The sequence below is a fragment of the Saxibacter everestensis genome (genome assembly GCF_025787225.1).
Classification (GTDB): Bacteria; Actinomycetota; Actinomycetes; order Actinomycetales; family Brevibacteriaceae; genus Saxibacter; species Saxibacter everestensis.
In genome coordinates, this window is record NZ_CP090958.1 from 1342170 (window position 1) to 1362685 (window position 20516).

Annotated in this window: 23 protein-coding genes, 1 tRNA gene and 2 pseudogenes; 12 read left to right on the forward strand and 14 right to left on the reverse strand. The window is 64.6% G+C overall.

The features are described from left to right. Window positions 1-317: 317 nt before the first annotated feature. A complete protein-coding gene (locus LWF01_RS06460) occupies window positions 318-983 on the forward strand; it encodes a dTMP kinase (protein ID WP_349640219.1) in 666 nt (221 codons plus the stop codon). Here LWF01_RS06460 and LWF01_RS06465 read toward each other — a convergent pair. Genes LWF01_RS06465 through LWF01_RS06480 form a run of 4 tightly spaced genes read right to left on the reverse strand, consistent with a single transcriptional unit; the run spans window position 941 to window position 4584 of the window. Then, the gene (locus tag LWF01_RS06465) at window positions 941-1927 is read right to left on the reverse strand and encodes a glycine betaine ABC transporter substrate-binding protein (protein WP_349640220.1); all 987 of its coding nucleotides are present in this window, start codon (window positions 1925-1927) and stop codon (window positions 941-943) included. The genes LWF01_RS06460 and LWF01_RS06465 overlap by 43 nt on opposite strands. Before the next feature lie 3 nt (window positions 1928-1930). Then, on the reverse strand, window positions 1931-2707 hold the full coding sequence (locus LWF01_RS06470) for an ABC transporter permease (protein ID WP_349640221.1): 777 nt from the start codon (window positions 2705-2707) through the stop codon (window positions 1931-1933). After that, window positions 2700-3950, reverse strand: a complete 1251-nt coding sequence (locus tag LWF01_RS06475) for an ABC transporter ATP-binding protein (protein ID WP_349640222.1) — start codon at window positions 3948-3950, stop codon at window positions 2700-2702. Before LWF01_RS06475 ends, LWF01_RS06470 begins: the two co-directional genes overlap by 8 nt. Then, window positions 3943-4584, reverse strand: coding sequence for an ABC transporter permease (locus LWF01_RS06480; RefSeq protein WP_349640223.1), 642 nt, complete (start codon window positions 4582-4584; stop codon window positions 3943-3945). Before LWF01_RS06480 ends, LWF01_RS06475 begins: the two co-directional genes overlap by 8 nt. Window positions 4585-4906: 322 nt before the next feature. Between LWF01_RS06480 and LWF01_RS06485 the strand changes: the two genes are divergently transcribed. The 4 genes from LWF01_RS06485 (at window position 4907) to LWF01_RS06500 (ending at window position 8059) form a co-directional block, all read left to right on the forward strand. Then, complete coding sequence (locus LWF01_RS06485; protein ID WP_349640224.1) at window positions 4907-5821, forward strand: metallophosphoesterase; 915 nt, start codon at window positions 4907-4909, stop codon at window positions 5819-5821. 138 nt (window positions 5822-5959) lie between these two features. Next, on the forward strand, window positions 5960-6160 hold the full coding sequence (locus tag LWF01_RS06490; protein WP_349640225.1) for a hypothetical protein: 201 nt from the start codon (window positions 5960-5962) through the stop codon (window positions 6158-6160). A 135-nt stretch (window positions 6161-6295) separates the two neighbouring features. Next, a complete protein-coding gene (fdxA, locus tag LWF01_RS06495; protein ID WP_349640226.1) occupies window positions 6296-6649 on the forward strand; it encodes a ferredoxin in 354 nt (117 codons plus the stop codon). Between the two features lie 162 nt (window positions 6650-6811). Beyond that, a complete protein-coding gene (locus LWF01_RS06500) occupies window positions 6812-8059 on the forward strand; it encodes an EAL domain-containing protein (RefSeq protein WP_349640227.1) in 1248 nt (415 codons plus the stop codon). Here the strand turns inward: LWF01_RS06500 and LWF01_RS06505 are convergent. After that, on the reverse strand, window positions 8056-9285 hold the full coding sequence (locus tag LWF01_RS06505; RefSeq protein ID WP_349640228.1) for an FAD-dependent oxidoreductase: 1230 nt from the start codon (window positions 9283-9285) through the stop codon (window positions 8056-8058). The two genes, LWF01_RS06500 and LWF01_RS06505, sit on opposite strands and share 4 nt — an antisense overlap. Before the next feature lie 89 nt (window positions 9286-9374). Here LWF01_RS06505 and LWF01_RS06510 point away from each other — a divergent pair, with 89 nt between their 5' ends. Next, complete coding sequence (locus LWF01_RS06510) at window positions 9375-9998, forward strand: TetR/AcrR family transcriptional regulator (RefSeq protein WP_349640229.1); 624 nt, start codon at window positions 9375-9377, stop codon at window positions 9996-9998. Window positions 9999-10046: 48 nt separating this feature from the next. Here the strand turns inward: LWF01_RS06510 and LWF01_RS06515 are convergent, their stop codons facing one another. Both LWF01_RS06515 and LWF01_RS06520 read right to left on the reverse strand, forming a co-directional pair. Continuing rightward, the gene (locus LWF01_RS06515) at window positions 10047-10529 is read right to left on the reverse strand and encodes a GNAT family N-acetyltransferase (RefSeq protein ID WP_349640841.1); all 483 of its coding nucleotides are present in this window, start codon (window positions 10527-10529) and stop codon (window positions 10047-10049) included. A gap of 20 nt (window positions 10530-10549) precedes the next feature. Beyond that, complete coding sequence (locus LWF01_RS06520) at window positions 10550-10903, reverse strand: ArsR/SmtB family transcription factor (protein WP_349640230.1); 354 nt, start codon at window positions 10901-10903, stop codon at window positions 10550-10552. Window positions 10904-10991: 88 nt separating this feature from the next. Here LWF01_RS06520 and LWF01_RS06525 point away from each other — a divergent pair. Then, window positions 10992-12312 (forward strand): annotated as a pseudogene (locus tag LWF01_RS06525) (FAD-dependent oxidoreductase). A 73-nt stretch (window positions 12313-12385) separates the two neighbouring features. Here the strand turns inward: LWF01_RS06525 and LWF01_RS06530 are convergent. The 5 genes and pseudogenes from LWF01_RS06530 to LWF01_RS06550 all read right to left on the reverse strand — a co-directional run. Beyond that, window positions 12386-12790, reverse strand: a complete 405-nt coding sequence (locus tag LWF01_RS06530; protein ID WP_349640231.1) for an arsenate reductase ArsC — start codon at window positions 12788-12790, stop codon at window positions 12386-12388. Beyond that, on the reverse strand, window positions 12787-13806 hold the full coding sequence (locus tag LWF01_RS06535) for a metalloregulator ArsR/SmtB family transcription factor (RefSeq protein WP_349640232.1): 1020 nt from the start codon (window positions 13804-13806) through the stop codon (window positions 12787-12789). The genes LWF01_RS06530 and LWF01_RS06535 overlap by 4 nt, the downstream gene beginning before the upstream one ends. Beyond that, the gene (gene arsB, locus LWF01_RS06540) at window positions 13803-14894 is read right to left on the reverse strand and encodes an ACR3 family arsenite efflux transporter (RefSeq protein ID WP_349640233.1); all 1092 of its coding nucleotides are present in this window, start codon (window positions 14892-14894) and stop codon (window positions 13803-13805) included. The genes LWF01_RS06535 and arsB overlap by 4 nt, the downstream gene beginning before the upstream one ends. Continuing rightward, window positions 14891-15214 carry a thioredoxin gene (gene trxA, locus LWF01_RS06545; protein WP_349640234.1) on the reverse strand — a complete coding sequence of 108 codons (324 nt, stop codon included), beginning with the start codon at window positions 15212-15214 and terminating at the stop codon, window positions 14891-14893. Before trxA ends, arsB begins: the two co-directional genes overlap by 4 nt. After that, window positions 15211-15414: pseudogene (locus tag LWF01_RS06550) on the reverse strand (thioredoxin-disulfide reductase); the annotation flags it as partial. The gene trxA and the pseudogene LWF01_RS06550, both read right to left, overlap by 4 nt. Window positions 15415-15841: 427 nt before the next feature. On the opposite strand from LWF01_RS06550, the gene LWF01_RS06555 reads away from it, so the two are divergent. The 3 genes from LWF01_RS06555 (at window position 15842) to LWF01_RS06565 (ending at window position 17700) form a co-directional block, all read left to right on the forward strand. Then, the gene (locus LWF01_RS06555; protein WP_349640235.1) at window positions 15842-16582 is read left to right on the forward strand and encodes an AzlC family ABC transporter permease; all 741 of its coding nucleotides are present in this window, start codon (window positions 15842-15844) and stop codon (window positions 16580-16582) included. Further along, window positions 16579-16890, forward strand: a complete 312-nt coding sequence (locus LWF01_RS06560) for an AzlD domain-containing protein (RefSeq protein WP_349640236.1) — start codon at window positions 16579-16581, stop codon at window positions 16888-16890. The genes LWF01_RS06555 and LWF01_RS06560 overlap by 4 nt, the downstream gene beginning before the upstream one ends. A 117-nt stretch (window positions 16891-17007) precedes the next feature. Beyond that, on the forward strand, window positions 17008-17700 hold the full coding sequence (locus LWF01_RS06565) for a DNA alkylation repair protein (protein WP_432762000.1): 693 nt from the start codon (window positions 17008-17010) through the stop codon (window positions 17698-17700). A gap of 109 nt (window positions 17701-17809) precedes the next feature. On the opposite strand, the gene LWF01_RS06570 is transcribed toward LWF01_RS06565, so the two are convergent. Then, on the reverse strand, window positions 17810-18064 hold the full coding sequence (locus LWF01_RS06570) for an RtcB family protein (protein WP_349640237.1): 255 nt from the start codon (window positions 18062-18064) through the stop codon (window positions 17810-17812). Further along, window positions 18061-18258 carry an RtcB family protein gene (locus LWF01_RS06575; RefSeq protein WP_349640238.1) on the reverse strand — a complete coding sequence of 66 codons (198 nt, stop codon included), beginning with the start codon at window positions 18256-18258 and terminating at the stop codon, window positions 18061-18063. Before LWF01_RS06575 ends, LWF01_RS06570 begins: the two co-directional genes overlap by 4 nt. A gap of 159 nt (window positions 18259-18417) precedes the next feature. Here LWF01_RS06575 and LWF01_RS06580 point away from each other — a divergent pair. Next, a tRNA-Ile gene (locus LWF01_RS06580) sits at window positions 18418-18494 on the forward strand. Window positions 18495-18767: 273 nt separating this feature from the next. Then, a complete protein-coding gene (locus LWF01_RS06585; protein WP_349640239.1) occupies window positions 18768-20408 on the forward strand; it encodes a DUF222 domain-containing protein in 1641 nt (546 codons plus the stop codon). Window positions 20409-20516: the final 108 nt, after the last annotated feature.

Below are 20516 nucleotides of genomic sequence, written 5' to 3' on the forward strand. Positions count from 1 at the left end.
CCCTCGTCCGACGAGGCTAACTAGCACGAACACGGCGATGGTGCCGAGAACGTATACGAGGTCAAGCAAGGAAACTCCCAGTAGCGTAGTTTTTACGATCCCGGTGGGCGTGTAGCGCACCAGGTCAGTACATCGACGATTAGATACCCGCCGTCGCGATAAAACGGCGGTTCTAACGGGTTCCTAACGCTGTCCCGTCGAACCAATACGCCGTGCTTACGCCTCCTGGACGAAATCATTCAGTGGCCACTCAGGGATCGCACAGCGCGGTTTGGCAGGATGGGGCACCAGCCATCGATGACAGCCCAGGGGAAGTAATGAGCAGCGAAGCCGGCAGGAGACACCGATTCTCGGTCGCGCTACTCGGGATCGATGGCGCCGGAAAGACAACGGTGGCGCGCAGTCTGGTGCGGCGCAGCCGGGCTCGGGGTGACGCGGCGTCCCTCTACCGGCATCCGGGTGGACGCAAAACTCTGGACAATGTGGCGCGCAGATTCAACAGCACGGCCGAGGCGGCCCTCGGCAGCCAGGGCCTCACCGTGATCGAGACGGTTACCAGGTCGCTCGCGGTGATCCGTTCGGCTGTTCAATCGCGTCGGCGCGACGGCCTGGTGGTTTTCGACCGGTACATCCACTGCCAGATCGCACTCCGGCGGATGCGTGGGCTGCACAGCAGCCCGTTCCTGCAATGGTTGCTCACGACGCTGCCCAGGCCAGATGTGATCGTGTTCTTCGACATATCACCCCGGCAGGCACATGCCAGGATTCTGGCTCGCGGAATAGACACCGAGCCCCTTGCCATGCTGTGCGAACTTGACGCCGCCTACCGTCAACTGAGCGACTTCGACGACTTCTACCGGATCGACGCCGGCCGACCAGTGGCCGATGTGGTCGACGAGTTGGAGGCAGTTATTTGCGCAGCGGCGAAAAGGAAAGCGGCTCACGGCCTCGTGATCAGCCCTTCTTCAACCATCCAGTCATAGGCGACATCGGCGGGTTCTTCGCCGTCCACGTCGACCTTGCGATTGAGCGCCTGCAGTGCCTCGGTGGTGAGTTTCGGCGAGATCTGGCCGAAGATGTCCGACAGCTCGGGGTAGGTTTCCAGTGTCTCTGTGCGGAACACCGCCGCGGCGTTGTAGGCGGGGAAGAACTTCTCATCGTCTTCCAGCACGACGAGATCGAGCGACTGGATCCGGCCATCAGAGGCAAAAACCTCGCCGAAGTTGCATAGTCCCTGGTCGGTGGCAGTGTAGACCGCACCTGTGTCGAGTATCTCGACGTTCGCGTTCGGGACGTCGCCGGAATCGCCGCGGGACATTCCATAGTGCTCGAGCATTGGATTGAAACCGTCAGCCCGTGAGTTGAATTCGGACTCGATGCAGAACGTTCGCTGTTCCTTAGGCAGCTCGGCGATTTGGGACAACTTGGTCACCCCGAGCTTTTCCGAGGTCTCCCTTGGCATCGCGAACGCGTACGTGTTGTTGAGCGGCGCGGGCATTTCCCAGGTGAGACCGTTCTTCAGGTCGGCATCGTGCACCGCCTGCCATTGCTCCTGTTGGTCCGGTATGCCTTCGGCTTCTGCCAGATAGGTCAGCCAGGCCGTGCCGGTGTACTCCCAGGTCATATCGGCGCGACCGGACACCATCAGCTCCCGGACCGGCTGGCTGCCCGGAACATTCGTCATGTCCTCGACCTCGAAGCCGGCGGCTTTCGCGGCGATGACGCCGATCTTGCCCAGAATGAGCTGCTCGGTGAAGTTCTTTGCGGTGACGGTGATCTCGGCGTCCTCCGGCAGTTCGACTTGCCGGATCGACCCCGGGCCGGCTTCGGCGACGATGGAAGTGGCCGGCTGCAGACCGCAGCCGGCGAGCGCGATGGCGCAGATCCCGGCCAGGACGGCGCCGAGCTGCTTGCCGTGGCTGGTCATCCTCTACAGTCCCTTCGGTCGAGCAATGTGTTCTACGACCCGGCCAAGCCAGTCGATGGTCAGTGCCAGCAAGGCAATCAGCAGTGCGCCTGAAACCAGCACCTTGTTCAGGTACAGGTTGACGCCGGTGGTGATCAGCAGTCCGAGTCCGCCGCCGTTGATGAATGCGGCAAGTGCCGCGGTGCCGACCAGAAGCACGAGCGCCGTTCGGATTCCGGCCAGCATCACCGGGACGGCCAGCGGCAGTTCAACCCTGAACAGCACCGCAAGCGCGCTCATGCCCATGCCGCGGCCGGCCTCGACCAGGCGTGCGTCGACGCCGTCGAGCCCGACCATTGTGTTTCGCAGCACCGGGAGTACGGCGTACACGACCAGCGCGACGACGGCTGCCCGGAAGGAGAAGTCCAGCCAGAACGCGAGAAGTACGATCAGACCGATCGCCGGCGCGGCCTGGCCGACGTTCGCTATCGCCATCACCGGTCCGGTAAGCCGCCGCAGAGGTTTCCGGGTCAGGGCGACGCCCAGCGGGATGGCGATAAGCAGCACGATCACGGCAGAGACGAAGGTGAGCTTCAGGTGCTGAAGCGTGAGTCCCCACAGTGCGGCCGGGGCCAGCGTCGTGAGCTCAGTCTCGGTGAGCTGGGCGTTCAATAGCCAGAGGATGAAGACGGCGAGAATCGCCAGTATCGCGATCGGTTGAATGAGCAACCCACGCCAGGTATGCGCGCCGCCTACGGCTTCGACGCTCGCCTCGGTGTCCGCAGCCGTGTTACTAGTCACCGGACGATGCACCGCCTTCGGTTGCCGGAACGGCTGTGCCGCTGTTGGTGCCGACGGGGGAGTCGTCGTCGCCGGCTGCAGCAGCCTGTGCACGCGCGGCGGTGATGGCGCCCATCACCGTCTCGACATCGATCAGGCCGAGCAGCCGGTCCCGCCGTCCGGTGACGATGGCCGCTCCCATACTTGAGACCAGCATGGTGTCAAGTGCGTCATTGAGCGTGGCCCGGTTGCCGACGATCGGCAGTTTGGCATCGACGGCGCTGCCGATCGATTCAAGCCGGTCCAGCTGGCGCAGCGAGAGCCACTGGATCGGCCGTTCGCGGTCATCGACGATCACGGCGTTCCGGTGCCCGGCCTGTTTGACCCGTTGTGTGATCCCGGCAGCGGAGTCGCCTGGGCGGCCGACGACGGCTTCGGTCAGGTCCACGTCGTCGACCCGGTTCAGGGTGAGCTGTTTGAGACCGGCGCCGGAGCCGATGAAGCTCTCGACGAAGTCGTTTGCCGGCTCGGCCAGGATTCGCTCCGGAGTGTCGTACTGGACGATTTTCGCGCCCTCGGAGAACACCACGATCCAGTCGCCGAGTTTGACCGCCTCATCGAAGTCGTGGGTGACGCAGACGATCGTCTTCTGCAACTCGTCCTGAATCCGGATTAGTTCGTCCTGCAGCCGTTGCCGGGTGATCGGGTCGACGGCGCCGAACGGTTCGTCCATCAACAACACCGGCGGGTCGGCAGCGAGCGCCCGGGCGACGCCGACGCGCTGCTGCTGGCCACCGGACAGCTCCTTCGGGAATCTGTCCCGGTATTGCGCCGGGTCCAGCGACACCAGCTCGAGCAGTTCATCGACCCGGGCGGCTATCCGCTCCTTGCTCCAGCCGAGCATTTTGGGCACGATGCCGATGTTCGTCGCAACCGTCATGTGCGGGAACAGTCCGCCGGCCTGGATCACGTAGCCTATCCGCCGGCGCAGTTCGTCGCCGTCGATCCGGGTGACATCGTCGTCGCCGAGGACGATTCGACCGTCGCTGGGTTCAATCAACCTGTTGATCATCTTCAGGGTTGTCGTTTTGCCGCACCCCGAAGGCCCAACGAGCATGACGATCTTACCGGCCGGGATTTCCAGAGTGATCCCGTCGACCGCGGGGGTCTTCTGGCCGGGAAACCGTTTGGTCACCTGGTCGAGCAGGATGCTTGCGCCGCTGACCTCTGGTGAATCAGCTTGGATTGAAAGGGGATCAGACACGGATACCTCGCGGGATGGTCAGGCGGCCGAGGCCGACGAGCAAAAGATCAAGGACAAAGGCCAGGATGACGACGCCGATCACTGCGGTGACCACCGATTCGAGCGAATTCGCGCCACCGAGCCGGGAGAGACCGGAGAAGATCAGACCCCCAAGGCCGGGGCCCAGTGCGTAGGCGGCAACGGCGGCAATGCCCATCACCATCTGCGCTGAAACCCTTATGCCTGCGAGGATCACCGGCCAGGCCATCGGCAGTTCGACGCGGATCAGCGTCCGAAGCCGGCTCATCCCGATCCCGCGCGCGGATTCAACCAGCGAGGCGTCCACGCCGCCCAGCCCGACGACGGCGTTCCGAAGGATCGGAAGCGCGGCAAAGAAAGTGACAACGATAACGGCCGGGACGACACCGAAGCCGACCGGACCGATCAGGATGCCGATCAGCGCGAAGGACGGGATTGTCAGGCCGATCGCGGAGACGCTGTTCGCCGCCGAGGTCAGTGCCTTGTTCCGGTAGACCAGGGCGGCAAGACCTACCGCGATCACGCTGGCGAGGATGAGGCATTGAACAACCAGGCTGAAATGCTGCCATGAGGAGAAGACGATTTGATCGAGACGACTTCCAAGGAAATTCAACACGTTGTCATAGTCCCCACCTTGAGTTCACGTTAGTTCGAATCTGGAAATCGCTTCTGTTTCGGCCATGCCACACTAGCGAGAAAATCCGGCGCGGATCGCTGGGATGACCGGTTCGGCCGCGGTTGACCGCTGCGGTTGGCAGATGGTCGTCGTCCGAAGCCAAGTGATTTCGCGGCCGGGAGGGTGCCGGACAACTATTGGATAACGATGGAAGCGTTAATCGTTTCCGGACGGCCAACGGCGCGAGTATCAGGTTCAAGAAGGGACACTGCAGCCGGCCGGTAGGCTGGGCATCGAGGGACAGACTACGGGGAGTTCACGTGTGAATCGCACCTACCGGATACTGCACTTTTCCGACCCGCATCTCGTCGCCGATGGTGGCTTGCACCACGGGCAGGTCGACACCGCGGCAGCGCTGCGCCTGGCATTCGACGCCGCGGCGGACGTTGACCATGTCGATATCGTGGTTGGCTCAGGAGATCTATCGGACGACGGATCGATCGAGTCCTATGAAAATGTGCGCTCGATCGTCGAGCCTTGGGCCTTCAGCCGAGGCGCCTGCGTCGTGTACGCGATGGGCAACCATGATGATCGGGACAAATTCTCTCGGGTACTCGGCAACGGGCATCCCGCTCGGCACACCCGCGACGGCGGCTCGGCCGCGGTAGATCCCGGCCAGATCTCGGACGGAATGCCGATCGACGGCGTCAGCCAGGTCGGGGGCCTACGGGTGATAACGCTTGACACGTCCGTTCCGGGCGCCGGCTATGGTGAAATTTCTCCCGGCCAGCTGGGCTGGCTGGCTCGACAACTTGCGGTTCCGGCGGCCGATGGCACGCTACTTGTCCTGCATCATCCGCCGGTGCAACCGATGACGGCGCTCCATCAGGCGTTGAAGCTTAGGAATCCCGCAGAGCTCGCGCAGGTGCTGAGCGGCTCGGACGTCCGCCTGGTGCTGGCCGGGCACTACCATCACCAGCTCAACGATTCCCTGGCCGGCATTCCGGTCGTGGTGACTCCGGGGATTGCCAACCGCACGGATGTCACCGTCGCTGCCGGTCATGAGCGGGCGGTACGCGGCACCGCAATGACCCTGGTCGATCTGCCGCCGGGAGCGTTACCCCGTACGGTGGTGATTGACTGTCCGGCTCCCGACGACGGCGCCGAGGTGTATCACTACGGCACAGAAGATGTCGCGCGGATCCTTAGCGCCGCGGTTCCCGACTCTGGGCAGTGAACCGCGGTTCCCGACTGTGGGCAGTGACCAGTGACCGCGGTTCCGGGCTCTCGGTAGTGACCCGCGGTTCCAGCGTCCGGGCGGGGTCGCAGGGGTAGGCTGCGTGAACGGAACGAAACCGAAGGGATCGGGACTGGCATGTTCAAGTACGTTCTAACTGGCGGCCCGCGTGACGGCGAGATCGAACTGCGTGAGAGCCGCGACGACGCCACGCCGATATCCGCACCGGGCGGCGAGTACGTTTTCACCGGCGAATCTGTGTCACCGTACGTCTACGGGATGAACTGGGTGCCGGACGCTCCGGATGCTCCGGATGCTCCGGATGCCGGATCATCCTGACCAGATTCTTCGAAAGATTGATCGCCATCGGGCGGCTCCCCAAGACGTGCAGGCTATTCCGCGCCGAGGTCCATCCGGCCGGTTCGCAGGCTATAGTTTGGGTAAATCTCGTGCCAAGCAGGAGAGAGGTTGCAAGTGACCTTCGTCATCGCCGGCCCGTGTATCGACGTTGTCGACAAGGCGTGCGTTGAGGCCTGCCCGGTCGATTGCATCTACACCGGCGAGCGCTCGCTGTACATCCAGCCGGACGAGTGCATCGACTGCGGAGCCTGCGAACCGGTGTGCCCGGTGCGCGCGATTTACTTCGACGATGACATCCCTGACGACTGGCGGCAATGGGTTGACGACAACGCACGGTTCTTCGCGCTTCCGTTGCCCGGAAGGATCAGGGCACTCGGCGCTCCCGGCGGAGCCGAGCGGGTCGGGGCGCTTGGCGTCGACACCGAACTGGTGGCCGGCCGACCCCGAGGCGGGCCGCTGTATGCCTGATCTGTTTGGCGCGTCCGGCTCAGCTCGTAGCGGAAGCTTTGTCTTTGCGTCAGCCACCCCGTTTACAGTGGTTGAGTCCATGCCGACGGCGGAAGAGGACGACGTCCGTGATCACCTGCCAGCCAAGATTGATTCGCGTTCGCGGACGCACCGGGGGAAAAATTGAGTCTGACTGAGGTCGATGCAACTGATTCGGATGAGCTCAAGCGAATCATCCGGGCCGGGCGTCTTCGAACCTTGTTTCGTCCGCTCGTTGAACTCGAATCACACCGAGTACTGGCGTACGAAGCGCTGCATACCGCCGAGGGCTCCGAGTTGCGCGATGCCGACCGTATCCGCGCCGCGATCCGGGACTCCGATATGGTCGGCGATCTGGATGCCGCCAGCCGGTTCTTCGCACTGGAAACGGCGGGAACGCTGTCGCTGCTGCCGAAGACCCGGATCTTCATCGATGCCGAGATCGAGTCATTCGCGACACTTGAGGATCGCACGAACGAGGCCGACCGATCCGTTGTGCTGCAGCTCGAGTCGTCGACGCTGAAAACCCACCCCGCTCAGGTTCTTCGGGCAATCAATCAGGCCCGTTCGCTCGGTTGGGGCATCGCGATGCGCGGGGTCGGTCATGACTTTGCGTCGTGTGCGTTCCTGCCGTTGATCAATCCGGCGGTTATCTGTCTGCATCCGAGTCTGCTGCGGCAGGGGCCGTCCCGTCATGTGGCCGAGGTGATCAACCTGGTGACCGCGCACGCGGAGCGGACCGGCGCGGTGATCCTTGCCGACGGAATTTCAGATTCTCAGGGGCTCTCGATGGCGCGCGCACTCGGCGCCCAGCTGGGGCGAGGTGACTACTTCGCTCCGAGCACCGCGACGCCGACGGTGCCCGCCGCGGGGCTGAAGGACGATGTGCTGAGGCGGCATGGCTCCCGCAATTCCAGCCCGCATCTCAGCCCGTACGCGCTGGCGGTCGGCTCGCTCGAACCACGTCGGGCTACGAAGGCCCTGCTGATCGAGATCAGCAAATCTATTGAGCAGCGGGCGTTAAGCCTGGGCTCGGCGACAATCCTGCTTGCCGGATTCCAGGAGGCGGAGTACATAACCCAGGAGACCAAGGAACGCTACCGCACGCTGGCCGAGCAGCTGGCAATGGTCGTGATGGTCGCGGGAGATCTGGATGAAGCACCGGTGCCGCTCACCCGCGGCGGCCCGCTCGATACCTCTGATCCGGTCCGCAAGGAGTGGACGATAGTCGTCATCGGCCCGGACTGGTCGACCTTGCTCGCCGCACACGATCTCGGCGATTCCGGGCCGGAGAACGAGCGGCGTTTCGATTTCATCCTGACTCACGACCGGCTACTCGCCATCGACGCGGCTCGCAGTCTGATGTCGAGGATCCCGGCCGAGCGGAACTAGGTCCATTCCGCCGCCACCCGGTCTGGCTCCGGTTTGTGGTCGAGGATTTGTTGAACAGGCTTCAGCATGGCCTGCACGCTCACCTGTTTCACCAACACATCGCGGGCGCCGGCGAGCAGCCTGCTCCGGCGGAACATCACACGTGCGAGCCGGCGAGAGGTGTCCTGGCCGGCTTCGACCCGCGGTCGCTGTGCCGTTTCGTATCCGCGCAGCAAGCCAGGGATAGTGGCTGGGCCGGCGTGTCGCAGGATGCGGGCGAGCACCCATGCCGACTCCATTGCCATTCCCGCTCCAATCCCGGCCGTCGGCAGGAACCCGGCGGCGGCATCACCGAGCAAAATAGCTCTACCCTTTGACCACCGTGGTGCCCGGGCGTCGATCAGCGGCCAGTAGAAGACGTCCTCGCCGTCGACTATCGCGTTCAGCGCGTCCTCGACTCGTCCGCCGAGGGTGCGGATGTTCGCCTGCAGCTTCGTAGCGAAGTCCGCAGGGCCGACCGCGGTTTCCTTGCGCGGACCGCCGACGAACACGCCGAGCTTGCCGGCCACCGGATAGCTGCCGACGAAGAAGCCGGCTCCCCAGAGTTCCTCGCCGAGGTCGCTCTCGTCGTCTGCTCGAATCCACGCCACCCAGCCGCCCCACTGCGTGTCGACGCGATCGATCGGCTCTTGTTCGCCGAGGATGAGCGCGCGGGTCGTCGAGTTGACACCGTCGGCGGCAATCACCAGGTCGAACTCCCGCTCTCGTTGTTCGCCCGCCGAGGACAGGGTGACGCGCGTTCCGCCCGGCGCTTCCTGAAGCGACGTCACCGTCGTGTTGAAGGCGACCGGGCACCCTCCGAGCGAGAGTGTCTCGATGAGTTCTGCCCTGCTGATGCCTCGGTAGTCACCATAACGGTCAACCATGTCCTCGAGTGTGTCCTCGCGCAATGCGGCGCCGGTGTGTGAACGGAATCCGAATCGCCGAATGGGAGTGCTGCGGTCGAGGTAGGCTTCGCGCAAGCTGAGATCCGCGATGGCCGGGTCGACCATCGGCATCAGGGCCAGCATGTATCCGGCGCCGGCCTTCTGCGCGGACCGCTCCACCAGCGTCGGGTGCAGTCCATTGCGTCGAAGCAGCTGAGCGATGGTGATTCCGGCGATTCCTGCGCCGACTATCAGAACCCGAAGCGGATCGTTCTGCCCGGCGGCAGCTTGCTCGGTGAGGCTTGCTTCTTCCAGCATCATTGTTCCCTCGCAAGTAGTGGACTAGGTGGTCCACACGACGGTAGCAGCGATTGGACCAGGCAGTCCAGAGCCTTGATATGGTGACTTCCATGTCGAGTGAAGCCGGGAACATGTCTGCCGACCGGAGGGAACGTCTGGTGCGGACGGCGGCGGAGCACTTCGCCTCCGTCGGATACGAGCAGGCGTCGCTCAACCGGATCATCCGCGACTGCGGGTTGAGCAAGAGCTCGTTTTACCACTTCATTCGCTCAAAGCAGGAATTGTTTGACCTGGTCATCCGTGACCTCGGCCAGGCTCTTGTTGCCGAGGTGCGCATTCCGTTGCCCCAGGATTTTGCCGGCGGGGCGTTCTGGACGCAGGCGGAGCGCCTCGTCGATCGTTTGACTGCGGCTTCCGCGCTCGAGGTCGGGTTCACCCAGCTCGGAAGAATGTTCTATCTCTCCGGTGCGCCGGCCGATGCGGAGAGCGCGCTGTCGGAGGCGTCCGAAGCCATCGAGGGGTGGCTGCACGAGGTGCTCGCGGTCGGCCGTCGGTCCGGGACGGTGCGTGACGACCTGCCGATTTCCCTGCAGAGCCAGCTGGTGCTGGCCGTGCTGCGGGCGCTGGATGAATGGACGCTCCGTCACGGCGGCGACTTGTGCCGGGAAGACCTTCGTGACCTGGTGGCGACCGAATATCAGTGCATCCGCAGGCTGCTGGACCCGAGTGGCTGACCCTGCCGATACCGGAGAGAAGTTTCTGGTGCTGACGTGCCCGTGGCGTCAGGGGCTGCGGCGTTCGATCAGGATCGTGTCGCGCCAGTGACCGGCGAGTGGGCCATAGGTCATCTGGGCGATGCGTTCTCGTCGGCCGACTGTGCGGAAGCCGTGGCGTTCGTGGAGGCGGCGACTGGCAGTGTTCTCGGGGAAGATCGAGGACTGGATTGTCCAGACGCCAGCTTCGTCGGCGAGGGCGATGAACGCGGTCAGGAGACCGGTGCCGACGCCTGCGCCGTGGGCGTCGGGGTGGATGTAGATGGAGTGTTCGACCACGCCCCGGTAGACCTCGCGGGACGATATCTGGCTGGCGGCGGCCCAGCCGAGCAGCGTGGCGTCCTCGTCGACGGCAACGAGGCGGAGGTCGGGGTGCTTGCCTGCGTCGAACGCTTCCCAGGTGGCGGGCGGCTTGGCTTCGAAGGTGGCGTGACCGGTGGCTATCCCGTCCCGGAAGATCGCTTCGACCGCGGGCCAGTCGGTCGGGTCCATCGGCCGGTATTGCGCGCTGGTCACTGCGCGATCAGCGTCTGAGCGGCTTCGGTGAGCGTGTCGATGGTGGGGTGGTAGTAGGCCCAGCGGCCGCGTTGCTCGCGGGCGACGAGCCCGGCTTCCACGAGGAGCTTCATGTGGTGCGACACCGTTGGCTGGGATAAGCCGACGGGATCGGTGAGGTCGCACACGCACATCTCGCCGTCTGCACTGGTGGTGATCAGGGAGAGGAGCTTCACGCGGGTGGGATCGCCGAGAGCCTTGAACACCTTCGCGAGTTGCTGCGCAGTTTCCTCATCCACCATGGCCTCCGCCACAGGTGTGCAGCAGGAGTTGGTCGGACTGGCGGATGCGGTGGTCTCGACGGGCGTCATAAATTCCATTCTGCCCGTTGTATTGACATATGTCGATGTGACAGGCAGGCTCGATGTATCGAAGAACATCAATGAATGGAGGATCGGCATGCGTCCTGTCGTTGTCATCGGTGCTGGCCCGCAGGGGCTGGCCGCGGCTGCCCATCTGGCGGATCGTGGACTGGAACCGCTCGTGCTCGAAGCCGGGAACGGGCCTGCGTCGGCGGTGGCGGAGTGGGGGCATGTGCGCCTGTTCTCGCCCTGGCCGGAGCTGGTCGACACCGCGAGCCGTCGCCTGCTGGAAAAGGCCGGATGGCAGGCTACCGAGTCGGGATATCCGACCGGCGCGCAGTGGATCGAGCACTACCTGGCCCCGCTCGCAGACGCGCTCGGCGACCGTACGGTACGGTGCGCGGGTCGTCGGGGTCGGACGGAAGGGCCGCGATCTGTCTGTGGACGCCGGACGCGAAACTCAGCCATTCGTCGTCCACGTCCAGAACGCGGCCGGGAGCGAGGAGCGGATCGAAACATCTGCGGTCATCGATGCCTCCGGCACCTTGCGCACCCCGAATCCGGCCGGAGCCGATGGGCTCCCTGCCCTCGGTGAACGGGCGGCGCACGAGGCGGGCATCCTCGAATACCGCATTCCCACGATGGAGGAGTCTCGCGAGTTCGCCGGTCGGCACGTCGTGGTGGTCGGGAACGGGCACTCGGCGGCGACCGCGATCACGCTGCTGGCCCGGCTACGGAAGCGATCCCCCGGGACGCGGGTGACGTGGGTATTGCGTCGTGGCACGGTCGGGAACACCTTCGGTGGCGCCACGGCGGACGAACTGCCCGAGCGGGGTGCGCTCGGCCAGCGCGCGAAGCAGGCCGTCACGGACGGACACGTGGACCTGGTTACCGGGTTCCGCACCGAACGCCTCACTCTCGACGGCGACCGCGCCGTGCTCACCGCGGAGGATGGCCGAAGCCTGGAGGCGGTGGACCGGGTGTTCGTGCTGACCGGGTTCCGGCCCGATCTGTCTTTCCTCTCCGAAGTCCGCCTCGACCTGGACGTGCGGCTGCAGGCTCCCGCGAAGGTAGCGGTGGAAGTGGACCCGAACCTCCATTCTTGCGGGTCGGTGCGCGCGACCGGGGCTGCCGATCTTGCTCATCCGGAGCCGGGGTTCTTCATTGTCGGAGCGAAGTCCTATGGGCGCGCGCCCACGTTCCTCGCGCTGACGGGCTTCGAGCAGGTCCGCAGCGTCGTCGCCGAGCTGGCCGGCGATTACGAGGCGGCCGAGCGCGTTGACCTGGTGCTCCCCGATACGGGAGTGTGCGGCGGTGCGGGCGTGTTCGATGCCCCCGAGGAGACCAGTAATGGCGGGTCGTGCTGCGCGCCGGAGCCGCAGCTCGTCCAGCTCGGCACCGCGTCCATCGGACGCTGAGCAGCCCCGACCCCGTAGACGGTGACCTCGCTTAATTGTCGCGCCCATGCCCGTCATAGACAGGCATGGGTGGCTAGTGTTCGAGGGAGGCGATGAGGGCTTCGATCCGGCTACGGATATCGTCGCGGATCGGCCGGACCGCGTCGATGCCTTGTCCGGCGGGATCGTCGAGTTTCCAGTCCTCGTACCGTTTTCCGGGGAAGAACGGGCAGGCATCGCCGCAGCCCATCGTGATCACCACGTCGGACGCCTGAACGGCCTCGGTGGTAAGCACCTTGGGCTGCTCGGCGGTGATGTCGATGCCGTCCTCGCGCATGGCTTCGACGGCGATCGGGTTGATCTGTTCGGCGGGCATGGAGCCGGCGGAGCGGACGTCGATGGCATCGCCTGCGAGGTGGTGGAGGTAGCCTGCGGCCATTTGGGAGCGGCCGGCGTTGTGCACGCAGACGAACAGCACTGAGGGTTTCTGATCGGTCACGAGGATTCTCTTTCAGTCAGTGGGAGCAGAGTATCGAGTAGGGTGCGGACGCGGGCAGCGATATCATCGCGGATCGCCTCGACGCCCTCGTGTGAGGCGAGGGCGGGGTCGCCGACGGCCCAGTCTTCGTAGCGGACGCCAGGGATGATCGGGCACACGTCGCCGCAGCCCATGGTGACCACCACATCCGCCGCCCGGACGGCGTCATCCGTAAGTGGTTTCGGGAACCGTTCCGCCGCCTGGACGCCCTCGATCTCGGTCAGCAGGGAGCGCACATGCGGGTGCACCTCCGCCGCGGGGGCCGACCCGGCAGAACGCGCGATGACGTTCCCGCCGGCCATCTGGTTGACCACGGCGGCGGCGAGTTGGGAGCGGCCGGCATTCGCGACACACACGAACAGCACCTGCGGTACCCCGGTCTCCCGGTCGCGGGTGTGGTCCGCGAGCCGCTGTCGGGCGAACCGCTCGGTCAGCGGAATGAGGTGGCGGGTGATCTTCGCAGTCCTCGTCAGGCCGGCGTAGGATTCCCGCACGATCGTCATCACCACGTCGCGGCCAATGTCCTGCAGTTCCGCGGCGATCTCTTCGCCCAGGTGGGTGATCTGCGCGTCGAGATCCGGGAGTGGATCGGCCGGGGCCCGCACCTGCCCGGCCTCGGCAATAGCGGCCGGTGCGAAGGCGTCGAGCAGTGCGGTCACCGCGCCCCGGCGGGCGGGCCCAATGCTGTACCAGACCCAGGTGCCGCATCGTTCCGAGACCAGCAGTCCGGTCTCCTTCAAGACCTTCAGGTGGTGGGAGACGGTCGGCTGGGAGACATCGGTCAGCTCCGCAAGATCGCACACGCAGGACTCGCCTCGCGGGTCGGTCGCGATCGCCGATAGCATCCTGAGCCGGAACGGGTCTGCCAGCGCTTTCAACATGCCCGCGAGAGCCGACGCCGCGTCGAGGCCGATCGGGTGCGCCGCGGTCGGCACGCACGCCGCATCAGCAGACTGCACAGTGATGATGCTGGTCATGATGACCTCCCTTCGCTTGCATAGGGGTCGGTGTGGAACCAGCGGCGTGCCGCCCACAAGGACACGTAAACCAGTGCGACGAGTACAGGAACTTCGATGAGCGGGCCGACGACCCCGGCGAGTGCTTGCCCGGATGTCGCGCCGAAGGTGCCGATCGCGATGGCGAGTTCGAAGTTGTTGCCTGCTGCCGTGAACGCCAGTGTGGTCGACCGGGCATAACCGAGACCAATACCCTTGCCCAAGAGCAGGCCGGAGAACCACATCAGCGCAAAGTACACCAGCAGTGGCAACGCGATCCGGACGACATCCAGTGGGTTCGCCATGATCGCATCGCCTTGAAGGGCGAACAGCAGCACGATCGTGAACAGTAGCCCGTAGAGCGCCCACGGACCGATGACGGGCAGGAACTTCTCGTCGTACCAAGCCCGGCCGCGCTGCTTCTCACCGATCCACCGTGACGCGAATCCCGCGACAAGTGGCACGCCGAGGAATACCAGGACATTGAGGGCGATTTGCCACACCGACACCTCCAGCCCTTGGGTGTCGAGGCCAAGCAAGCCAGGCAGGACTGTGAGATAGAACCAGCCCAAAAGGGAGAACGCGAAGACCTGGAACACTGAGTTGATCGTGACGAGTACCTCTGTAGCCTCCCGGTCGCCGCAGGCGAGGTCGTTCCAGATGACCACCATTGCGATGCAGCGGGCGAGGCCGACGATGATGAGCCCGGTGCGGAACTCTGGCAGGTCGGGCAGGAACAGCCAGGCCAGGGTGAACATGACCGCGGGACCGGCGATCCAGTTCAGGACCAGGGAGGAGATGAGGAGTTTCTTGTCGCCGGTGACGGCGGCGACCTTGTCGTAGCGGACCTTCGCCAGCACCGGGTACATCATTACCAGTAGCCCTAGCCCGATCGGCACCGAGATCCCGCCGACCTCCAAACGGGCGAGGAGGTCGGCGACGGCAGGGATGAACCGGCCCAGCAGGAGCCCGGCAATCATGGCGAGGCCGATCCAGGCCGGCAGCCACTTGTCGAGGGTGGATAGCCGCTTCGGTGTGACCTGGGGGGGAGCAGTCGTGGTGTGGGTCATGCAAGTAGCTCCTCGATCTTGGCGGTGATCGCCGGCTTTGGGTGCGCGCCGATCAGCGCATCCACCCGTTTACCGGCCCGGTAGAACCCGAGGGTAGGAATCGAAGTGACCCCGACCGCGGCCACCGTGTCGGGGTTGGCGTCGGCGTCGACCTTCACGATCTTCACCCGCCCTGCGTACTCGACAGCGAGCTGGTCCAGGATCGGGGCAATCGCCTTGCATGGCCCGCACCAGGCCGCCCAGATATCGACCACGACGGGCAGATCGGACTCGACCACTTCGCTTGCGAAAGTCTCGTCGGTGACAGGGGTGATGCTCATGCGGAAACCTCCAGAACGGGTGCCGCCGCCGCAACGGACGGGGTGAGATGGGACAGATAGTGTTGGGCGTCCTGCGCCGCCGCGCAGCCGGTGCCCGCGGCGGTGATCGCCTGCCGGTATGTGTGATCGACCAGATCCCCGGCGGCGAACACGCCAGGCAGGTTCGTGCGGGTCGAGGTGTGTGCGACCCGGCCGGACCCGACTATCACCAACTCCACATCTTGATTCGACATGCTTCTATTGACGGACTTCAATGTTTGTTTGCAAGCGAAGGCGACTACGGCACTCGAGGTTCCCGGAGTGTTTACTTGCCCGACACCGATCGTTCATTGATGGAGCCATCGTTTCCTCGGGCCGACTGACGCCCCTTCCCTCGGGCTGAGTCGGGACGCCCGTCCCTCGGGCTGAGTCGGGACGCCCGTCCCTCGGGCTGAGTCGGGACGCCGACGAGCGTTGCGAAGATGACAGGCGGGGTGGTGTGCGCAGCGGGATGAAGCTGCTTGTCGCCTAGAAGATGTTCTGTGCGTCGCTAGGCGCCCTAAACCGGCTTACCGGCGCACAGTATGGAGATACTGTCTACCTTGCCGAGGGACTGGGGGAGTGAAAGCAGACCGGTACGATGAGCCGGTGTCATTACTACTCCGCGATTCTCCGGGCGCCAGGGCCGGGCTGTCCATCGCATTGGCCACCGGGCTGTACGGAATCTCTTTCGGTGCCCTATCCGTGGCATCCGGACTGAACATCTGGCAGACGTCGGTTCTCAGCCTGCTCCTCTTCTCTGGCGGCTCGCAGTTCGCCTTCGTTGGCGTGATTGCTGGCGGAGGCACCGGCCTGGCGGCAGCCAGCGCCGCGGCACTGCTCGGCATCCGGAACGCCGTTTACGGAATGCAGTTGAACGCGCTGCTCAATCCGCGGGGATGGCGCCGCGTCGTCGCTGCCCAGGTAACCATTGACGAGTCCCTGGCTACCAGCACCGGGCAGTCCGACCCGGTTGAACAGCGGCGTGGATTCTGGGTCGCCGGGGTTGGCATCTTCATACTTTGGAATCTGTTCACCATCGTCGGCGCGCTGGTCGGTAATGCTCTCGGTGATCCGAAACAGTGGGGACTTGACGGCGCCGCTGTCGCAGCTTTCCTCGCCTTGCTGTGGCCGAGGCTGCGATCACGGGAGGCAGGTGCAATCGCCATCGCATGCGCCGTGGCAACCGTTGTCGCGGTGCCATTCGTGCCGCCGGGCGTGCCGATTCTGGTGGCGGCCGTGGTTGCGGCACTGATCGGTTTCTTCCAGTCTTCACGCGGTCCGGAGGGCGAGGGACTCGAGCCGGATCTCGACCCCTATCGCGACCCGGAAACGGCGGGCGAGTCGTGACTCTGTGGTTCTGGATCATCGCAGCCTGCGCGGTGGGCTTTCTGACCAAGCTGCTCGGCTATCTGGTGCCGAGGAAGTGGCTCACCAACCCTCGGGTTGCCCGTATTGCAGGTACCCTCACGATCGGGTTGCTGGCCTCGTTGACCGTAGTGAACGCGGTTGCGAGCGGTGAGCGACTTGTTCTCGACGCACGGCTGGGGGCGCTCGTTGCCGCGGCGATCGCCCTTTGGCTGAAGGCGCCCTTCCTGGTCGTGGTTATCGTCGGCGCTTTGGCGGCTGCCGCGCTCCGATTCCTCGGCATGCCCTGAGCCACCAAGCGGGATTTCGGGTGGTGGCGGTCGAACTGCGGGTACGACAGGAGACGGATTTCGGTCGTAGGCTGAATCTCGTAGGTGGATCTCGTATGTGATTGACAGGAGGCTGAAGTGGCTGGGACGACACTGACCGAGACGATGCTGGCCGAGGTGAGGGCAGAGCTGGCCGAGCTCGAAGACCCGAAGGTCCGCGAGGTGAACGAGAGGCACGGTGACGATCACGGTGTGAATCTCGGCAAGCTACGCGCAATCGCGAAGCGGCTGAAGACGCAGCATGAACTCGCGGCTCAGCTCTGGCAAACCGGAGACACCGCTGCGAGACTGTTGGCGATCCTGATCTGCCGTCCGAAGGCGTTCGAGCAAGACGAGTTGGACGTCATGTTGCGCGATGCGCGCATACCCAAGGTGCACGACTGGCTCGTGAACTACGTGGTGAAGAAGAACCCGCACGCCGAAGAGCTGCGCCTGGCCTGGTTTGCCGATCCGGACCCGGTGGTCGCAAGCGCCGGCTGGGCACTGACCGCCGACCGTGTGACGAAGAAGCCCGAGGGCCTCGATCTCGCAGGGTTGCTCGATGTGATCGAGGCGGAGATGAAAGATGCCCCGGATCGACTGCAGTGGGCGATGAATCACTGCCTGGCTCAGATCGGCATCGAGCACGCCGAGCATCGCAGCCGCGCAATCGACATCGGTGAGCGCCTGGAGGTGCTCAAGGACTACCCGACGCCCCCCGGCTGCACGTCTCCGTTCGCGCCCATCTGGATCACCGAATTGGTGCGCCGGCAGCAAGATAAGTCCAGCTAGTCGCCTTTGACGTTCACGATCTGCCGCAGGGTGTGCTTCACCCGCACCGGGTCATCGGCGTCTTGCATCACCACGTCAATGTCCTTGTACGCCTACGGGATCTCGTTAATTAACGTGCGATGTTATCGCCTCGCGAAGCTGATCGCGAGTGAATGTCTAGCGCGAAGTTTCGGCCTTCACCACGCGGCGAGGAGTTCATTGACAGCGGATTGCCGAGGCCTTCGACCACGTAGGACGCGGTGCCCATGCTGCCAGGGATGAGGCCGAGCTGGCCTTGTATTGCTTCGATTGCGCCATTTCGGCTGATCCACAGGTCGCGTCCGAAGTGGTGCTCCAGCTGGGTGAAGTTGTGGTGGTAATTCACTTCACTGAGCGATCCGCCTCCGCGTCCATGTACGCGGACAGTGCGGCGAGGGTGCGGTCCATTGTTTCTTCCCGATTGAATCGGGCGAACTCCTGGGTCCAGCGCAGTCCACGAATGTACTGCTCGAACTCGGAAGTGTCAGCGATGAGATACGCCAAGTCGGGATCGGGCAGGTCGATCCGATTGTTCGCCACGTACCGCTGGCGACCGTGATGTGGTGCTGTGCGACCTTGTTGCTATGAGAGCAGCCAAATCACACGTCAGGTAGGACGGCGCGGAGAAGCCCTGACCCGCGATTCGGCGTTGCTGCCAGATCAGCTATCCTCTAATGGCGGCGTTATGCAACACCCTTCGCCCCTGTAGCTCAGCTGGTTAGAGCAGCGGACTCATAATCCGTCGGTCGCGGGTTCAAGTCCCGCCGGGGGCACCAACGACGGGAACCGGCATCCTTGCTGGTCACAGGCTTACCGGGATGCTGTTCCCGGCCCGCCACCGCCCGAGATTAGCCGGACGATTCGCTCAAAGGGGTAGTGGGCCAGAAAAGGCCTCCTACCTTGTCCGCAGCGTCGTGTCGCATCTCGTCCAAGCCTGGCCGTGGTCGTTTCATCGAGATCACCGCCGACGAAACCAGCCAGGCTGGGCGTTCCTGCACTCCCGCGGCATCGGCGAGTGACTGTCAGTGCTGGGTGGCAGCATGGGGGTTATGGAAAGCAATGGTGCTTCGCATAACCGCAGGGATGACAGTCGTCCGGCGGTTGCTGGCGTGGGCTCGGCGCAGCTGAGCGTTGCTGCCGTTGATGTCATCGTTGATGGCCCTCGGATGCTGATCGAGGGTGCGGTGGCTGAGGCCGTGTCCGGGGTGATCAGCGCGGAGTCGTTGAGACTGTTGCGGAGTGTGTTGGATCGGTCTCTGGCCTGTGATCTCGGTGAGTACGTCGTGCTGTTGGAGCGGCTGGATGAGGCGGAGGACCTGCCGGAGGAGCTCCGGGTTGATGTGATCCGGGCCTGGGAACGCGTGTCCGCCAGTGCTCGGGCCCGGCAGGATGACCAGCTGGTTGAGCACCGGGCGAACGCCGCCGGTGCCGCGGCCCGGGTCTACCGCGCCCAACCGGCGGGCAGTACCCGGCCTGGGGTGGAGGAGTTGGAGCGGTTCGCCCGGATGGAGATCACCGCCGCCCTGAAGTGGACCGATGGGCACGCCAAACGTCGGATCGACCAGGCGTCCCGGGTGATCGACCGGCTCCCGAGCACACACTTCTTGCACCGGGCCGCGGTGCTCAGCTCGGCGCAGGTCGCGGTGCTGGATGAGAACTCGAAAGACTTCGACGCCTACCAGGCCGCGGCGTTCGAGATGTGGCTGCTACCGAAAATCCCGGACCTCACCGTGGCGAAAACCCGGCGGCTCGCGGCACGGTACTGCGCGAATCTGTGCCCGGAGATCCTCAGCGACCGACACGAACAAGCCCTCCAACGCCGCAGCGTGCGCAAACAGGCCTGCCCGGATGGGATGGCGATCCTCGAAGCCTACCTACCCGCGGATGCCGCGGACATCGTGTACAACTGCCTCACCGCCTTCGCCCGAACCGGCCCACCGGAGACCACAGTGGCGCAGCGGCGTGCGGACGCCCTGGTCGACCTCGCCCTGGCCGGTCTCGCCGGCTACACCGACCCCGCCGGAAGAGCGCTGACCACGACCCTGAACGTCACCATCCCCGCCACCCTGCTGGCCCAAACCCTGGACGACCTCGCCCGACACGGTGACGCTGGCGGGACGGACGGCGGGGCTGGACATGGCGGCGGCGCTGGCAGTCCAACCGGCGCCGATGGCGATATCACGGGCATAGCGAGCACTCCGGCTGCGACTGACGACGATGAACCAGCGGGTGCGGCGATCCTGGCCGGATACGGCGTGATCCCACCAGTCCTCGCAGTCAGACTAGCCGCGGACGCCACCTGGCGGCGGATCATCACCGACCCCATCGACGGAACCGTCCTCCACATCGACAGCAGCGAGTACCGTCCGCCCGAAGAACTCAAACGCTACGTAGTAGCCCGCAGCCAACACTGCATCTTCATCGGCTGCACCGTCCCGGCACACAAATGCGACCTGGACCATACTGTTCCGTTTCCGGTGGGCCGGACCACCGCAGCGGACATGGGCCCGCTCTCGCGCGGGCATCACCGGCTAAAAACATTCGGACAATGGAAACTCGAACAGCCAGACAACGGTGTCTTCCGCTGGACCGACCCACACCACCGGCAATACTGGGTCACGCCGGAACCACTAGAAAGCGAACCCATCCACGACCTCAACCTCGCCCTACCAGACGTCCCACCCTTCTGACCGCATGCGCTGCCAACGGACCCCGCAGCGCGTTCCGCCGCCCGCTTCGCAACGCCCGACCCCGGTGCTGGCATAGGAGTAGCGGACGTGGCACAATGTGCACTGTTG

What these genes read in the sequence shown, in the direction of transcription:
- LWF01_RS06460 (WP_349640219.1), top strand. Translation starts at nt 318, where the DNA reads ATGAGCAGCGAAGCCGGCAGGAGACACCGATTCTCGGTCGCGCTACTC.
- LWF01_RS06465 (WP_349640220.1), bottom strand. Translation starts at nt 1,927, where the DNA reads ATGACCAGCCACGGCAAGCAGCTCGGCGCCGTCCTGGCCGGGATCTGC.
- LWF01_RS06490 (WP_349640225.1), top strand. Translation starts at nt 5,960, where the DNA reads ATGTTCAAGTACGTTCTAACTGGCGGCCCGCGTGACGGCGAGATCGAA.
- LWF01_RS06505 (WP_349640228.1), bottom strand. Translation starts at nt 9,285, where the DNA reads ATGATGCTGGAAGAAGCAAGCCTCACCGAGCAAGCTGCCGCCGGGCAG.
- LWF01_RS06510 (WP_349640229.1), top strand. Translation starts at nt 9,375, where the DNA reads ATGTCGAGTGAAGCCGGGAACATGTCTGCCGACCGGAGGGAACGTCTG.
- LWF01_RS06515 (WP_349640841.1), bottom strand. Translation starts at nt 10,529, where the DNA reads ATGGACCCGACCGACTGGCCCGCGGTCGAAGCGATCTTCCGGGACGGG.
- LWF01_RS06520 (WP_349640230.1), bottom strand. Translation starts at nt 10,903, where the DNA reads ATGACGCCCGTCGAGACCACCGCATCCGCCAGTCCGACCAACTCCTGC.
- LWF01_RS06535 (WP_349640232.1), bottom strand. Translation starts at nt 13,806, where the DNA reads ATGACCAGCATCATCACTGTGCAGTCTGCTGATGCGGCGTGCGTGCCG.
- arsB (WP_349640233.1), bottom strand. Translation starts at nt 14,894, where the DNA reads ATGACCCACACCACGACTGCTCCCCCCCAGGTCACACCGAAGCGGCTA.
- trxA (WP_349640234.1), bottom strand. Translation starts at nt 15,214, where the DNA reads ATGAGCATCACCCCTGTCACCGACGAGACTTTCGCAAGCGAAGTGGTC.
- LWF01_RS06585 (WP_349640239.1), top strand. Translation starts at nt 18,768, where the DNA reads ATGGAAAGCAATGGTGCTTCGCATAACCGCAGGGATGACAGTCGTCCG.